Origin of the sequence: Lautropia mirabilis, from assembly GCF_900637555.1 — a bacterium.
GTDB lineage: Bacteria > Pseudomonadota > Gammaproteobacteria > Burkholderiales > Burkholderiaceae_E > Lautropia > Lautropia mirabilis.
Genome location: NZ_LR134378.1, coordinates 2,231,632 through 2,247,056, shown reverse-complemented (window position 1 = coordinate 2,247,056; position 15,425 = coordinate 2,231,632). Strand labels below are relative to the sequence as shown.

Annotated in this window: 10 protein-coding genes; 3 read left to right on the top strand and 7 right to left on the bottom strand. The window is 66.4% G+C overall.

Going from position 1 to position 15,425, the window contains the following annotated elements:
* Window positions 1-40 precede the first annotated feature (40 nt).
* Window positions 41-1,099 carry an outer membrane protein assembly factor BamD gene (locus EL249_RS09185; RefSeq protein WP_232002005.1) on the top strand — a complete coding sequence of 353 codons (1,059 nt, stop codon included), beginning with the start codon at window positions 41-43 and terminating at the stop codon, window positions 1,097-1,099.
* 16 nt (window positions 1,100-1,115) lie between these two features.
* Here EL249_RS09185 and yoaA read toward each other — a convergent pair whose 3' ends face one another.
* From yoaA to EL249_RS09150, 7 genes are all read right to left on the bottom strand, one after another.
* Window positions 1,116-3,296 carry a DNA repair helicase YoaA gene (yoaA, locus tag EL249_RS09180; protein ID WP_170169605.1) on the bottom strand — a complete coding sequence of 727 codons (2,181 nt, stop codon included), beginning with the start codon at window positions 3,294-3,296 and terminating at the stop codon, window positions 1,116-1,118.
* A gap of 101 nt (window positions 3,297-3,397) precedes the next feature.
* Window positions 3,398-4,501, bottom strand: a complete 1,104-nt coding sequence (gene zapE, locus EL249_RS09175) for a cell division protein ZapE (RefSeq protein ID WP_040529738.1) — start codon at window positions 4,499-4,501, stop codon at window positions 3,398-3,400.
* A 21-nt stretch (window positions 4,502-4,522) separates the two neighbouring features.
* A complete protein-coding gene (gene lpdA / locus EL249_RS09170) occupies window positions 4,523-5,974 on the bottom strand; it encodes a dihydrolipoyl dehydrogenase (RefSeq protein ID WP_005672940.1) in 1,452 nt (483 codons plus the stop codon).
* A 15-nt stretch (window positions 5,975-5,989) separates the two neighbouring features.
* Window positions 5,990-7,258, bottom strand: coding sequence for a 2-oxoglutarate dehydrogenase complex dihydrolipoyllysine-residue succinyltransferase (gene odhB, locus EL249_RS09165; protein ID WP_005672942.1), 1,269 nt, complete (start codon window positions 7,256-7,258; stop codon window positions 5,990-5,992).
* A 99-nt stretch (window positions 7,259-7,357) separates the two neighbouring features.
* The gene (locus EL249_RS09160) at window positions 7,358-10,219 is read right to left on the bottom strand and encodes a 2-oxoglutarate dehydrogenase E1 component (RefSeq protein ID WP_005672944.1); all 2,862 of its coding nucleotides are present in this window, start codon (window positions 10,217-10,219) and stop codon (window positions 7,358-7,360) included.
* Between the two features lie 244 nt (window positions 10,220-10,463).
* Window positions 10,464-10,811 (bottom strand): chaperone modulator CbpM, encoded by a 348-nt coding sequence (locus EL249_RS09155; protein WP_005672945.1) that lies wholly within the window; start codon window positions 10,809-10,811, stop codon window positions 10,464-10,466.
* Entirely contained in the window at window positions 10,808-11,776 is a 969-nt protein-coding gene (locus tag EL249_RS09150) for a DnaJ C-terminal domain-containing protein (RefSeq protein ID WP_005672946.1), read from the bottom strand. The genes EL249_RS09155 and EL249_RS09150 overlap by 4 nt, the downstream gene beginning before the upstream one ends.
* A gap of 370 nt (window positions 11,777-12,146) precedes the next feature.
* Between EL249_RS09150 and EL249_RS09145 the strand changes: the two genes are divergently transcribed.
* Both EL249_RS09145 and EL249_RS09140 read left to right on the top strand, forming a co-directional pair.
* Entirely contained in the window at window positions 12,147-13,529 is a 1,383-nt protein-coding gene (locus tag EL249_RS09145) for an FAD-dependent oxidoreductase (RefSeq protein WP_040530884.1), read from the top strand.
* Window positions 13,530-13,633: 104 nt separating this feature from the next.
* Window positions 13,634-15,229, top strand: coding sequence for an aspartate:alanine exchanger family transporter (locus EL249_RS09140; RefSeq protein ID WP_005672948.1), 1,596 nt, complete (start codon window positions 13,634-13,636; stop codon window positions 15,227-15,229).
* The last annotated feature ends 196 nt before the right edge of the window (window positions 15,230-15,425 follow it).

Genomic DNA, 15,425 nt, shown 5'->3' with positions numbered 1-15,425 from the left:
TATTCGGAGGAATGTTCGGATGTGGCAAGGCAGCAGGCAGATGGCAAGGCAGCATGATGCGGACGCAGCGCCGGAGACGGGTCTCGGGGGGCTTCGTGCCGCCGGGATGACGGCTGACCGGATGCAGCGCGCCCGCGCAGCTCATGCCGGCAGGGCCACGGCACGCCGTGCCTCGGGCTGGCTGGCGGTGGTGGCTGCAGGTGTGCTGCTGGCGGGCTGTGCAGCCACCGACAAGGACCCCACCACGAACTGGACGGCTGAGCAGCTGTATGCCGATGCCAAGGCAGATCTGGATGCGGGCAACTGGACCAGTGCCATCAAGGGCATGGAGCGGCTGGAATCGCGCTACCCGTTCGGCAGCTATGCCCAGCAGGCGCAGCTGGACATCGCCTGGGCGCACTACAAGGAAGGCGACCGGGCCGAGGCGCTCTCCGCCATCGACCGCTTCATCCGTCTGCATCCGGCCCACGAGCGGCTGGACTATGCGTATTACCTGAAGGGATTGGTGAATTTCAGCAATGGCACCGGGCTGATTGCCCGCTGGGCGGGTCAGGACGCTTCCGAGCGCGATCTGGCGGCCACGCGCGAGGCCTATGACGCCTTCCAGCAGGTGGTGAACCGCTTCCCGCAGAGCCGCTACCGTGAGGATTCGATTGCGCGGATGCGCTCCCTGGTCAACAGCATGGCCTCGGGCGAGGTGCACGTGGCGCGCTTCTACCTCAGCCGCGGGGCCTATGTGGCCTCGGCCAACCGGGCGCAGGGGGTGCTGTCTTCCTACCAGGGCACGCCGGCCACCGAGGATGCACTGAACATCCTGGCCACTTCGTATGATCGGCTGAACCTGCCGGACCTGCGTGACGACACGGTGCGGGTGCTGGCGCGCACCTGGCCCCAGAGCGCCTATCTGAAGAATTTCCCCAAGCCGAAGGATCCGGATCCGAACACGGTGCGGCCGGCTGACGCCAACATGGCGCCCCTGCAGACGGCTCCGCTGATTCCGGATCTGCCCGAGTCGCTGCGCCAGAACCCGGACCTGGGGGGCAGCGATTCCGGCAGTGCGCCGGCGCCGAACCCGATGCAAGGGGTGCCCGGCATCTGAAGCCGGTCTGGTGGGGTCAATCCTCCGCCAGAAAGTCCAGCGCCTCCTCGAAGCTTTCCAGTCGCCGAAACGGGGGCAGGCTGGAGAGGATGCGGGCGCCATAGCTGCGGGTGCGCAGGCGCTCGTCACAGATCACCAGCAGGCCCCGGTCGGTCTCCGTCCGAATGAGCCGACCTGCGCCCTGCTTGAGCGCCAGCGTGGCCTGCGGCAGAGCCAGTTCCCGGAAGGCATGCTGGCCGCTGCGGGCCATGGCCTGGCTGCGGGCGCGGAAGATCGGGTCGTCGGGCGGCGCAAAGGGCAGCTTGTCGATGATGACCAGCGAGAGCTTGTCGCCGGCGATGTCCACGCCTTCCCAGAAGCCGGCCGACCCCACCAGCACGGCGGCCTCCGCCTCACGAAAGCGCGTCATCAGTTCATGCCGGGGGGCTTCGCCCTGCATCAGCACATCGATGTCGTCACCGGCCTGGGCGCGCAGCTGCTCGGCAATGGTGCGCATGGCGCGCAGTGTCGTGCACAGCACGAAGGCGCGGCCGCGGTTGCGGCGGATCAGCGGCCAGGCCTGGCGGGCCACCCGCTCGGGAAAGTCCGGCGCCGTGGGACTGCCCAGTCCGCGCGGGATCCACAGGGCTGCCTGCTGGGGATAGTCGAAGGGGCTGGCCACCTGCATCTGCCAGGCTTCGGGCATGCCCATCTGGCGGGCGAAGTGCGCCAGGCTGTCGTCCACGGCCAGGGTGGCCGACACGAAGATCCAGGTGCCGCCCAGGTGCTCGCGCTGCTCGGCAAAGCGCTGGGCAACCGACAGCGGCGTGGTGCGCAGCTGGGCGTGGTTGTCGGTGGTCTGGGCCCAGAGGATCAGGTCGTCGGTAGATTCGGTGGGCTCAGCCGGTGAAGCGGGCGTGAGTTCGGCCGCGATGCCGGCAAAGACCGAGGCGGCCGGCTCCCCTGCCCGTCCACCTGATTCGGATCCGGACGCAGTGGAAGTCGCGGGTTCCTGCGGATCGGGCCTGGCCGGGGGGCTTTCGGGATGGCAGGCGCGATCAAAGGCCCGGTGCCAGTGGCGCAGCCGGCCCAGCAGCTCCAGCGTGCGCTCCTGCAGATGGGTCAGGTCGGCCGAGGCGGCAGCGACCGGGCGCAGGGCCTCGGCATGGTCTTCCAGCACTTCCTCCACATCGGGCAGCACGTCGCTCAGCCATTCGTTCACGTCCTGGGCGTCGGCAGCCTGAAGTTCGTCCAGCCCCAGACGCAGCATGCCGGGCGGCAGGGCCAGCCGCAGCCGGCCGGCCACCTGCTCCAGCTGACGGTACATCCCGGGCCAGTCGGCCAGACCAGGGGCGTCCTGGTTGCCGGTTCGCAGGCTCTCGCGCCCCAGATCCAGCAGCTGGCGGGTGGAGACGGTGTTGCCGAAGAACTCGGTGGCGATGTCGGGCAGCTGGTGGGCCTCATCGAAGATGAGGATGTCGGCCTTGGGCAGGAAGTCGCCGATGGCGTCGTCCTTGAGTGACAGGTCAGCGCAGAACAGGTGGTGGTTGACGATCAGCACGTCGGCCTTCTGGGCCTGCTGACGGGCCTTCATCAACGGACAGTGGCGCAGCTCCGGGCAGTCCTGTCCCAGGCAGTTGTCGCGGGTGGAGGTGGCGAACTGCCAGGCGGGGTCTTCTTCGGAGAGCTGGGTGCAGCCGGCACGGTCGCCGGTCTCGCTGAGGGCGGCAAAGCGCTCGATGATCCGCAGCCGCGCCGGGATCTGGGGATCACGGAAGCGCCCGTCACGCAGCGCACGCGACAGGTGCACGGGGCAGACATAGTTGGCGCGGCCCTTGAGCACCGCCACGGCGGCATCGCTGCCCAGGGCCTGCCGGATGCGCGGCACGTCGCGCTGATGGAGCTGGTCCTGCAGCTGGCGGGTGGCGGTAGAGAGCAGCACGCGCTTGCCCGAAAGCAGCGCGGGCACCAGGTACGCAAAGGTCTTGCCGATGCCGGTCCCGGCATCGACCATCAGCACGGCCTGGGCGTCGATGGCATCGGCAATGGCCTCGGCCATCTCCTGCTGGCCGGGACGCTGCCGGTAGCCGGAATCCTGCCGTGCCAGCGCACCCCGGGGCCCGAAGGCGGTGCGGGTGGCTTCCAGCAGTGCGTCGTCGGTGTCGGCTTCCTCGGCGGTGGATGGGCTGGACAAGGTGGGTGCAGGCGTATCGGGCAAGACGATGCCTGGATGGCAACGGGAAGGCCCCGATGATAAAGGGATGGGCCCGGGAAAGGACAGACCGGGCACAGCCACTGTGGCAGCAAGAGCCCGTGCCTTCAGCCCAGCCGGTCCGCCTGGGCGCGGCGCGCCTCGTTGCGGTAGGTGTCGGACTGCATCTCGTGCAGGCGGCTGGCAGTGCGGACGAACTCGTGGGCCATGGCGCCTGACGTGTAGAGCTGGTCGGGTGGCACCTCGGCCGAGATGACCAGGTTGACCTTCTGGTCGTAGAGCACGTCGATGAGCCAGGTGAAACGCCGGGCCTCGGAGGCCATGCGCGAATCCATCTGCGGTACGTCCGACAGCATGACGGTATCGAAGCGCGAGGCGATGTCCAGATAGTCGTTCTGCGAACGGGCGGTCCGGCACAGGGTGTCGAAGTCGAACCAGACCACCTCGTCGGCGCAGCGCACGGCGCGAAGCGGGCGGTTCTCGACGATCAGCTCGGGCGAGACTTCGCCACCGTCAGAGAGTCGCGCAAAGGCGGCTTCCATGGCGGCCCGGTTGGCGTCATTGAGGGGCGACAGGTAGGCCGGCACGCCCTTGATGGTGAGCTGCCGGTAGTCGGTGCCGACATCGACCGACATCACGTCCAGGTTCCGGTTCAGCAGTGCGATGGCCGGCAGGATGGCATCGCGGTGCAGGCCGTCCGGATACAGGGCATCGGGCACGTAGTTGCTGGTCATGACGAAGACCAGGCGATGCTGGAAGAACGCGTGCAGCAGGCGCTCAAGGATCATCGCATCGGCGATGTCCGAGATGTGGAACTCGTCGAAGCAGATGATGGCGTATCGCTCGGCAGCACGGCGGGCCACCTCGTCGAGTGGGTTGGCCATGGCCTTGAGGGTGCGCAGCTCCTGGTGCACGGCCCGCATGAATTCGTGGAAATGCAGGCGGGTCTTGCGGGGCGTGGGCAGGGCCTCGAAGAAGCAGTCCATCAGGAAGCTCTTGCCACGTCCCACGCCGCCATACATCCAGACGCCGCGCGGCGGTACCTTGCCGCGCGACATCAGCCGCTTCAACAGGCCGCCGGGGCGGTTGTCGAAATTGGCCAGCTCGTCGGCCAGCTTCTGCAGTCGTTCGATAGCGGCCCGCTGGGCCGAGTCGGCGGTATAGCCGCGCTCGGCCAGCCGGGCTTCGTAGCGATCGATGACGTTGGGCATGGTGTGACGAGCCGATGGCACTTACATGTTGAGTGCGCGCTTCTCGACCGCGAGCGCTGCCTCGCGGACCGCCTCGGACATCGACGGGTGCGGGTGGCAGATGCGGGCGATGTCCTCGGACGAGGCCTTGAACTCCATGGCCACCACGGCTTCGGCGATCAGGTCGGATGCGCCGGCGCCGATGATGTGCACGCCCAGGACCTCGTCGGTCTTCTCGTCAGCCAGGATCTTGACGAAGCCGTCGGCCGCCATCATGCCCAGTGCCCGGCCATTGGCCATGAACGGGAACTGGCCGACGCGGTAGGCACGTCCCTCGGCCTTGAGCTGCGCCTCGTTCTTGCCCACCCAGGCGATCTCGGGCGAGGTGTAGATGACGTAGGGGATGCAGTTGTAGTCGAGGTGCGGCTTCTGGCCGACGATGCGCTCGGCCACGGCCACGCCCTCTTCCTCGCCCTTGTGCGCCAGCATGGGGCCGCGCACCACGTCACCGATGGCGTAGATGTTGGGCACGCTGGTGCGGCACTCGTCGTCGACGGGGATGAAGCCGCGCTCGTCGGGGGCCAGACCCACGGCGTCGAGCGTGAGCCCTTCGGTGTTGGGCACCCGGCCGATCGAGACGATCAGGCGGTCGGAATCGATGCTGTGGGCCTTGCCGTTGGCATCTTCATAGTGCACGGTGACGCTGCCACCCTTGCCGTTCTTGCCGGCGGCAACCTTCACCTCGCCGATCTTCACGCCCAGCTCGAAGGACAGACCCTGCTTGCGGAAGATCTTCTCGGCCTCCTTGGCCACGGCTGCATCGCAGCCGCCCAGGAAGGACGGGGCCATTTCCAGCACGGTGACTTCCGCGCCCAGGCGGCGCCACACCGAGCCCAGCTCCAGACCGATGACGCCGGCACCGATGACAGTGAGCTTCTTCGGCACGCTGTCGAAGGCCAGTGCGCCCTCGTTGTCGCAGACCAGCACGTTGTCGACCGGCACGTTGGGCAGGTGACGCGCCTTCGAGCCGGTGGCGATGATGACGTTGCGGGCCTGGATGATCTCGTACTCGCCCTCGTCAGGCTGCAGCTCGAGACGGACCGCCTCACCCTCGCGGCCGATGAAGCGGCCATGGCCTTTCAGCCAGGTGATCTTGTTCTTGCGGAACAGGAACTCGATGCCCTGGGTCATCTTGGAGACGATGGCGTCCTTGCGGTCCAGCATCTTCCTGATGTCGATGGAGACATCCTTGACCGTGATGCCGTGGCCTTCCAGGCCATGTTTGGCGTGCTCGTAGGACTCGCTGGAGGCCAGCAGCGCCTTGGACGGGATGCAGCCCACGTTCAGGCAGGTGCCGCCCAGTGCGTTCTTGCCGGCCGGGTTCTTCCACTTCTCGATGCAGGCGACCTTCAGGCCCAGCTGCGCAGCCCGGATGGCGGCGATGTAGCCGCCAGGGCCGGCACCGATCACGACGACGTCGAATTCAAGGGACATGATGTTCTTCCTCCCTTACAGATCGAGCAGCAGGCGTGCCGGATCTTCCAGCGCGTCCTTGATGGCGACCAGGAACAGCACGGCTTCGCGGCCGTCGATGATCCGGTGGTCATACGACAGTGCCAGATAGTTGATCGGGCGGATGACGACCTGACCGTTCTCGACCACCGGGCGCTCCTTCGTGGCGTGCACGCCCAGGATGGCCGACTGCGGCGGGTTGATGATCGGGGTGGACAGCATGGAGCCGAACACGCCACCGTTGGAGATGGAGAAGGTACCGCCGCTCAGCTCCTCGATGCCGATCTTGCCGGCCTGGGCACGCTTGCCGAAGTCGGCGATGGTCTGCTCGATCTGGTGGAACGAGAGCTGGTCGGCATTGCGGATGACCGGCACCACCAGACCACGGGGCGAGCCGACGGCCACGCCGATATCGAAGTAGCCGTGGTAGACGATGTCGTTACCGTCGATGGAGGCGTTGACGATCGGGAACTTCTTGAGTGCGTGGACCGCAGCCTTCACGAAGAAGCTCATGAAGCCCAGGCGAACGCCGTGTTCCTTCTCGAACTTCTCCTGGTACTTCTTGCGCAGCGACATGACCGGCTGCATGTTGACCTCGTTGAAGGTCGTGAGGATGGCGTTGGTCTGCTGCGATTGGAGCAGGCGCTCGGCCACGCGCTGACGCAGGCGCGACATCGGCACACGCTGCTCGGAACGACCTTCCAGCACGCGATTGAGGTCGACCGGGGTGCGGGCCACCGGCAGTGCTGCAGGGGCATTGACGGCAGGCAGCGCCGCCGGGGTGCTGGCGGCAGGCTTGGCCGTGGCGTTCAGGGCGTCAGCCTTGGTGATGCGACCGTCGCGGCCGCTGCCGGCCACCTGGGCCGGATCAATGCCTTTTTCGGCCAGCAGCTTGGCAGCGGCCGGCATGGCGATGCCACTGGCGGCGCCCCCGGTGGTGGCCGGTGCGGCAGCCTGGGCCGGGGCAGCGGCGGCGGGTACCTGGGCGGGAGCAGCGGCCTGCGGCGCGGACGCACCGGCCGTGGCTTCGGTGTCGATGATGGCGATCAGCTCATCGGCCACGACCGTGGCGCCGTCGCCCTTCTTGATGTCGGTGATCACGCCGGCCGACGGCGCAGGCAGTTCCAGCACCACCTTGTCGGTCTCGATGTCGACCAGGTTCTCGTCACGGGCGACAGCGTCGCCGACTTTCTTGTGCCATTGCAGCAGCGTGGCCTCGGCCACCGACTCGGACAGCTGCGGCACCTTGACTTCAATCTGAGCCATTTTGGGAAAACTCCGGGATCTTTTTGGGAATGGGGATATGGCGGAACACCCCGGGGCCAGGCAATAGCCGGCCGCGGGGGTTCCCGTCAGATGGGAGGATCAGTGCTTGTCCTTGCCGCCCTTGGTGCGGCCGGCACCACCGAAAGCGTTGTCCAGCAGTTCCTTCTGCTGGGCAAAGTGCTTGTCGTAGTAGCCGACGGCCGGCGAAGCCGAGGCCGGACGACCCGCATACGACAGCTTCTGCCCGTCCTTCAGGACTTCCTGGAAGTGATGCTGGATGAAGAACCAGGCACCCTGGTTCTGCGGTTCATCCTGGCACCAGACGATCTGCGTGGCGTTCGGATAGCGGCTGAACTCGGCCTCGAAGGCCTTGTGCGGGAACGGATAGAGCTGCTCGATGCGCACCAGGGCCACCTCGCTCTCCAGCTCGCGGGCGCGACGCTCGGCCAGCAGGTCGTAGTAGACCTTGCCGCTGCAGAAGACCACGCGCCGGACCTTGGACGGATCGGCCACGGTGTCGCCCAGCACGGTCTGGAAGCGGCCGTTGGCCAGTTCCTTCAGCGGCGAGACGGCTTCCTTGTGGCGCAGCAGCGACTTGGGCGTCATCAGCACCAGCGGCTTGCGGAACGGGCGGATGAGCTGGCGACGCAGCGCATGGAAGATCTGCGCCGGCGTGGTGGGCTGCAGCACCTGCATGTTGCTTTCGGCGCACAGCTGCAGGAAGCGCTCCAGACGGGCCGAGGAGTGCTCGGGTCCCTGCCCTTCGTAGCCGTGCGGCAGCATCATCGTGAGGCCGCAGGCACGCCCCCACTTGGTCTCGCCCGAGGAGATGAACTGGTCGATGACCACCTGGGCGCCGTTGACGAAGTCGCCGAACTGGGCTTCCCAGATCACCAGGCTGTTGGGCTCGGCGCTGGCGTAGCCATATTCGAAGGCCAGCACGGCCTCTTCGGAGAGCACCGAGTCGATGACGATGAACTGGGCCTGATCCTCGGTGACGTGCTGCAGCGGGATGTAGGTGCCCTGGTCATGCTTCTCGCGGTTCTGGTCGTGCAGCACGGCATGACGGTGCGAGAAGGTGCCACGGCCCGAGTCCTGACCGGACAGGCGCACCGGGTAGCCGGCGGCGACCAGCGAGGCAAAGGCCAGGTGCTCGGCCATGCCCCAGTCCAGCGGCTGCTCGCCCAGCGCCATGGCGCGGCGGTCGGCAACGACCTTCTGGACCAGCGGGTGCAGCTTGAAGCCTTCGGGCACCTGGGTGATGCGCTCACCCAGACGCTTGAGCTCACTGATGGGCAGGCCGGTGTCGCCGGCGTCGGTCCATTTCCGGTTGAGGAACTGGCTCCAGTCGGAGGCAAAGCGCTTGTGGTTGGTGATGACCGGGTCGACCGTGTGCTTGCCGGCGTCCATGGCGTCACGGAAGGCGGTGACCAGATGGTCGGCATAGCCTTTCTCGATGGTGCCCTGAGCTTCCAGGCGGTCGGCGTACAGCTTGCGGGTGCCGGGGTGAACGCCGATGCGTTTGTACATCAGCGGCTGGGTGACGGACGGGGTGTCCTGCTCGTTGTGGCCCAGCTTGCGGAAGCAGACGATGTCGACGACCACGTCCTTGCGGAACTTCATCCGGTAGTCGAGCGCCAGCTTGGTGACGAAGACCACGGCTTCGGGATCGTCGCCGTTGACGTGGAAGACCGGTGCCTCGATGGACTTGACCACGTCGGTGCAGTAGAGCGTGGAACGCGAGTCGCGCGTGTCGGAGGTGGTGAAACCGATCTGGTTGTTGATGACGAGGTGCACCGTGCCGCGCGTGCTGTAGCCACGGGTCTCGGTCAGGTTCAGCGTCTCCATGACGACGCCCTGGCCGGCGAAGGCCGCGTCACCGTGGACCACGACCGACAGCACGTCGGAGCCGTCACGGTCGCCGCGGCGCACCTGGCGCGCCTTGGTGGAGCCTTCGACCACGGGGCCGACGATCTCGAGGTGCGACGGGTTGAAGGCCAGGGACAGGTGCACGGGACCTGCCGGGGTGGAGACATCGCTGGAGAAGCCCTGGTGGTACTTCACGTCACCGCTGGGCAGATCGGCCGCATGCCGGCCCTCGAATTCGGCGAACAGGTCCTTGGGCATCTTGCCCAGCACGTTGACCAGCAGGTTCAGGCGGCCGCGGTGGGCCGAACCGATGACCATTTCCTGCAGGCCATGGTTGCCACCCTCGCGGACCAGTTCGTCCATGGCGGCGATGAAGCTCTCGCCGCCTTCCAGCGAGAAGCGCTTCTGGCCAACGTAGCGGGTGTGCAGGTAGCGCTCCAGACCCTCGGCGGCGGTCAGGCGCTCAAGGATGCGTTTCTTCTGTTCGGCACTGAAGCTGAAGCGGCCGCGCACGGATTCGAGGCGTTCCTGGATCCAGCGCTTGGCGGCCGGATCGGACATGTGCATAAACTCGGCGCCGATGGAGCCGCAGTAGGTTTCGCGCAGCGCCTGCACGATCTCGCGCAGCGGTGCACTCTCGAAGCCGAAGAAGGTGTTGGCGGCCGAGTAGATGTGGGCGTGGTCGCCTTCGGTGAAGCCGTAGAACGACGGCGACAGCTCGGGGATCTCGGGGCGTTCGCGGCGCTTCAGGGGGTCGAGGTCGGCGTGGCGCGAACCCAGACCGCGGTAGGCGGCGATCAGCTGTGCAACGTAGATCTGCTTGCGGGCCGTTTCCACGTCGCCGCCCATCTGCTGGGGCTGCAGCGCGCCTTCACGGGCACGCTCGGCGAACGACTGGACGATCGGCGCATGGGCCACGTCGCGGGTTTCGGGATTGCCATCGGACGCGGGCAGCGACTGCAGGTTGTCGAAGTACGCACGCCAGGTCTCATCGACCGAGGCAGGATTGGCGAGGTAGCTTTCGTACAGCTCCTCGACGAAAGGGGCATTGCCGCCGAACAGGTACGAGTTCTGGCGAAAGGCGCTCATCATGTTTGCTTCACCTGTCAAACGAGTTTCTCGTTGAAGTCGTGCCGGGGAGAATCGTCCCGGATCACATGCGGTCCTGGCTTCCAGGACCTGCATGCAGCAACCGGCCGGTCCGTCCGTCCGGCCCAGCGAGACTGAAAAGTCAGTCCGCATAATAGCACCGCGATCAGGGGCTTCCGGCCGGCCAGCGGGGCATTTCAGGGATAACCCGTAGCGCCCTGTGGCCGGAACCCCACCGACGGCGGATTCAGCGCGACGACTGACGCGGCAGTCGCAGTAGGGCGCGCAGGCGGCCCACTTCATCCATCAGGTCGGCCGTCAGGGCGGCCAGCTGCGGGTCGGCATCGAAGGTGCGCTCCAGGTCGGCAATGCGCCGGGCACGCACGATGCCATGACCCGGAAAGCGCCAGGCCTGGACATCGGCACCGGGGCTGGCATCGCCCTCGCCGGCCAGATCCACAACGCCGCCGTGCACGCGCTGGACCACCCAGGTTTCGCTCACGTTGCAGGCATTGGCGAACTGGGTGATGGTCAGGCTGTGTTGCTCCAGCACCTCAATGTGGCCGGAGTCGTCGGAAAAGACCTTGTCGTTCATGCTGCGCTGTCCTCTCGATTCGTCGGGTTGCCGAATGCCCTGGCCAGGGCGGCATAGGCTTCACGCTGGGCATCGGTGGTGGGCACGGGTACGGTGATCTCCAGCACCAGGTACAGGTCGCCCGGCTCCTTGGCCGGCAGGCCCTTGCCGCGGATGCGCAGCTTGCGACCGGACTGGCTGCCGGGCGGAACGCTGATCTGGAAGGTGCCGGCCAGGGTGTGGAATTCGACCGGGCCACCGAGTGCGGCCTGCCAGGGCGTGACGTGCACCTGCTGGTACACATCCTTGCCTTCGGCATGCCAGCGCCTGTCGTCGGCAAACTTCACCTCCAGCAGCAGGTCGCCCGCGGGCCCATGGCCCATGCCGGGCTGACCCTTGCCGGCCAGGCGGATCATCTGCCCTTCGCGCACGCCCTTCGGAATGCTCACTTCCAGCTCGCGCACGCGCTCGTGCGCATGGCCCTCGTCATCCAGCTCGACGGTACGCAGCGCCAGTGTGCGCTTCGTGCCGCTGTAGCTTTCGGGCACCGTCATCTGAATGGTGGCGTGCTGGTCGGCGCCCCGCATGTCGTGCGGCTGGCCGCCACGCCGGAAGGCCTGGCCACGACCGAACAGCTCCTCGAAGAAGCTGCTGTAGCCGGCACCGTCCTCGAAGCCATCGCCCCGATGGGTGCCGAATCCGCCAAAGCCCGATGCCCTCTGCGCACCCTGCCAGCCCGGCGGTGGCTGGAAGCCCCCCTGCTGGAACTGGCCGGCATCACCCAGCTGGTCGTAGGCGGCACGCCGCTCGGGGTCGGACAGCACCGTGTTGGCCTCATTGATCTCGGACATCCGCTCGGCCGCATCGGGTTCCTTGCTGACGTCCGGGTGGTACTTGCGTGCCAGCCGACGATAGGCCTTCTTGATCTCGTCGGCACTCGCGGTCTTCTCGACCCCGAGGATCTTGTAGTAATCCTTGTAGTCCACTCGAACTCCCTGTCTGGTGGGGTTGTGCGCCCTATTGTCCCGCAAGCGTGGGCGCCCGGCGAAATTCTCCGGAAGACAGACACGCCGATGGGGATATGGGCTGGATGTCGTGCGGTGGCTGACGGATGCACACGATCACCTTGTCTCCTGAACGGAACCGGACGAACGGCAGCTGCGAGGCGCCGAAACGTCAGAACGTGTCAGAAGGGGCTTGTCAGGAGTTATAGAATAATTAAATCAAAAGCAGTTCTCGCAGTGTAAAAGACTATTTCACCGTGGCGCCCGTGGTGCGGAGATGACCGCATCCCCTTCCCCGTCCGCCCATTTTCGACCGCACGGCCGACAAGCATTCAATCAAGGCAGAATGATCATGCAAACGCTTCAGACAACCAACCTCATCATCGGTTTCGGCAAGGCCGGCAAGACGCTGGCTGCCGACCTGGCCAAGCATGGCCAGGACGTGATCCTGGTGGAGGCTTCCGACCAGATGTACGGGGGCACCTGCATCAACATCGGTTGCATCCCGTCCAAGAAACTGCTGGTGGAAGGCGAGCGCCGCGCCGCCTGCGCCACCGAGGGGGCCGACGTCTTTGCGGCGGCCATGAAGGCCAAGAATGGCCTGATCCCGAAGCTGCGCGCTGCCAACTTCGCCAAACTGGACGAGATGGAGCGGGTGCGCGTCATCAACGCCCGTGCACGCTTCGAGGATGCCAACACCGTGATCGTCACCGGCGCCGTGGGTGACGCCGGCGAGCAGGGGGAGCGCGCCATCCGCGCGGAGCGCATCTTCATCAATACCGGCAGCCTGCCGGTGGTGCCGAAGATCCCTGGCGTGGACGGCCCCCGGATCCATGACAGCACCGGCGTGCTGTCGCTGGAGGCCCATCCCCGGCGGATGGTGATCGTCGGCGGTGGCTACATCGGTCTGGAATTTGCCTTCATGTACCGGGCCTTCGGCACGGAAGTGACGGTCATCGACGCGCTGGACACCTTCCTGCCGCGCGAGGACCGCGACATTGCCGACGAGATGCGCCGCATTCTGGAAGCACGTGGCGTGAAGATCGTGCTGGGCGCGAAGATCACGCACTTCGAGGAAACGAAGAGCGCCGAGGGCAAGGATCAGACCACGGTGGTGACGGATGGCGGGCGCTTCGACGCCGATGCCGTGCTGCTGGCCATTGGCCGTCGCCCCAATACCGACGGGCTGCAGCTGGAGCGTGCCGGGGTGCGCACCAACGCACGCGGCTTCATCGAGACCGACGACCACCTGCGCGCCGCCCCGCACATCTGGGCCATGGGGGACGTGGCGGGCAGCCCGCAGTTCACCTACATTTCGCTGGATGACTACCGCATCGTGCGTGACCAGCTGCTGGGCAGCGGCCAGCGTAGCCGCGCCGACCGTGCCGTCTTCCCGACGGCCGTGTTCACGCAGCCGCCGCTGGGTCACGTCGGCATGACCGAGAGTGCAGCCCGCGCCGCCGGCCGCAACATCCGGGTGGCCACGATGAAGGCGATGGCAATTCCGAAGGCCAAGGTGCTGGGTCAGACCGACGGGCTGCTCAAGGCGGTGGTCGATGCCGATACGGGTCGCATCCTGGGCGTGACGCTGCTGTGCGCCGAGGCCCATGAGGTCATCAACCTCTTCAAGATGGCGATCGACCACAACATCCCGGCCCGCTACGTGAAGGACCAGATCTTCACGCACCCGACGATGGCCGAGGCGCTCAACGACCTCTTCGCCACGCTGGGCTGATACCCTGTTCCGGCCGGTTGCCCCCGGCCGGCCTCGGTTTCGACGGCGCCGTTTTTGAAAATAGTTCACAATGCTGACATGCTAGCCTGCCTTGGAGGGGCCACATGTCGGAATTGGCGAATTTCCTGTCCAACCAGCCCATGCTGGCACTCTTTGCCACCATGGCGCTGGGACACGCAGTAGGCGCCGTCAGCATCAAGGGTTTCTCACTGGGCTCGGGGGCCGTGCTGTTCGTGGCACTGGCGGTCGGCGCCTTTGCCCCGGCATCGGCCATGCCCTCGGCGCTCGGGTCACTGGGGCTGCTGCTCTTCCTGTACGGGGTGGGCCTGGCCTACGGCAAGCAGTTCTTTGACGGCCTGACCAGCCCGGTGGGGTTGCGGGCCAACGCCGCCTCGATCATCGGCGTGGTGATCATGGCCCTGATGACGGTCGCCACGGTCTGGCTGTTCCCCGACATCTCGCTGCCCGAAACGCTGGGTGTCTTCGCCGGCGCCGGCACCAGCACCTCGTCGCTGCAGGCGGCCATGGCGCTGACCGGCAACAACTTGCCCGCCACCGGCTACTCAGTGGCCTACCCGTTCGGGGTGGCCATCCCGATCCTGGTCATCGGCCTGTACAACGCCTTTTTCCGTCCACGGATCGCGCCACAGGAGCGCATTTCGCTGAAGATGCACGCGGTACGCGTGGAGAACGGCTACGTCGTGGGCAAGACCCTGCTGGAGCTGGCCAGCTGGCTGCCCCAGGGCGTGGCGGCTTCGACCGTCTACCGCGACGGTCAGGCCCATTCGGCCGAGGTGCACGGGCCGCTGCAGCTGGGTGACGTGGTGCTGATCACCGGCGTGGACGCCGAGCGCATGACCGAGGCCGAGAAGATGCTGGGCCAGCATGTGGGCGATACCTTCCGGCGCAGCCACGGCGAGCTGGACTATCTGCGGCTCTTCGTTTCCAACACCAAGCTGGCCGGCAAGACCATCCGTGAGGTCAAGCGGATGCTGGACTTCGAGACCAGCTTCCTGCATGTGCGGCGTGTCGACGAGGACATCAGCGTCACGCTGGACCTGACGCTGGAGGTCGGCGACCAGATCGGCGTGCTGGCCCATATCGACCACATCCCTGACCTGCGGCGCGTCTTTGGCGACTCGGTGCGCGCCAGCGGCGAGATCAGCTTCATCGGAATCGGCCTGGGGGCTGCACTGGGTCTGGGGCTGGGCGCCATTCCCATCTACCTGCCGGGACTGGGCCACTTCTCGCTGGGCTTTGCCGGCCTGCTGCTGGTGGCCCTCATCCTGGGCAAGATCCGCAAGACCGGCCGCATCACCTGGACGATGCCGGTACCTGCCAACCTGGCGCTGCGCAACTTCGGCCTGTCGCTCTTCCTGGCGCAGGTGGGCATGGCCTCGGGCGAAACCTTCGTGCAGACTGTCACCCACAGTGGCGTTTACCTGCTGGTGGGCATCGTCTTCGTGACCGTGCTGAGCCTGGTGGTGCTGCTGTTGTCCCTGCATGTCTTCAAGCTGCCCTTCGACATGGCGGCCGGCGTGATGTCGGGTGCCACCGGCAACCCTGCCATCATCGCCTTCACCAGCCGTACACTGGGCACCGACAAGCCCGATATCGGCTATGCCATGATCTTCCCGTCGATGACGATCCTGAAGATCGTGATGGTGCACATCCTGGGGGCCGTGCTGGGCGTAGGCTGATTCCCGCCGATCCTGCCGGCAGGCCGCGTGCCAGTCTCCTGCCGTCCGGAAGCCGGATTCAACAGGCATCCCTTCAAGGGGCTCCATCAGGGGGCCCCTTTCTCGTTTCATGGCCTGCGTGGTCGTGCGTGTGTGGGACGCTGATCTTCCGTGGTGCCGCTCCCTGTGCGGGCCAGGAGGACTTCGTCCTCTCAGC

What these genes read in the sequence shown, in the direction of transcription:
- EL249_RS09140 (WP_005672948.1), top strand. Translation starts at nt 13,634, where the DNA reads ATGTCGGAATTGGCGAATTTCCTGTCCAACCAGCCCATGCTGGCACTC.
- lpdA (WP_005672940.1), bottom strand. Translation starts at nt 5,974, where the DNA reads ATGTCCCTTGAATTCGACGTCGTCGTGATCGGTGCCGGCCCTGGCGGC.
- EL249_RS09155 (WP_005672945.1), bottom strand. Translation starts at nt 10,811, where the DNA reads ATGAACGACAAGGTCTTTTCCGACGACTCCGGCCACATTGAGGTGCTG.
- zapE (WP_040529738.1), bottom strand. Translation starts at nt 4,501, where the DNA reads ATGCCCAACGTCATCGATCGCTACGAAGCCCGGCTGGCCGAGCGCGGC.
- EL249_RS09160 (WP_005672944.1), bottom strand. Translation starts at nt 10,219, where the DNA reads ATGATGAGCGCCTTTCGCCAGAACTCGTACCTGTTCGGCGGCAATGCC.
- odhB (WP_005672942.1), bottom strand. Translation starts at nt 7,258, where the DNA reads ATGGCTCAGATTGAAGTCAAGGTGCCGCAGCTGTCCGAGTCGGTGGCC.
- EL249_RS09185 (WP_232002005.1), top strand. Translation starts at nt 41, where the DNA reads ATGGCAAGGCAGCATGATGCGGACGCAGCGCCGGAGACGGGTCTCGGG.
- EL249_RS09145 (WP_040530884.1), top strand. Translation starts at nt 12,147, where the DNA reads ATGCAAACGCTTCAGACAACCAACCTCATCATCGGTTTCGGCAAGGCC.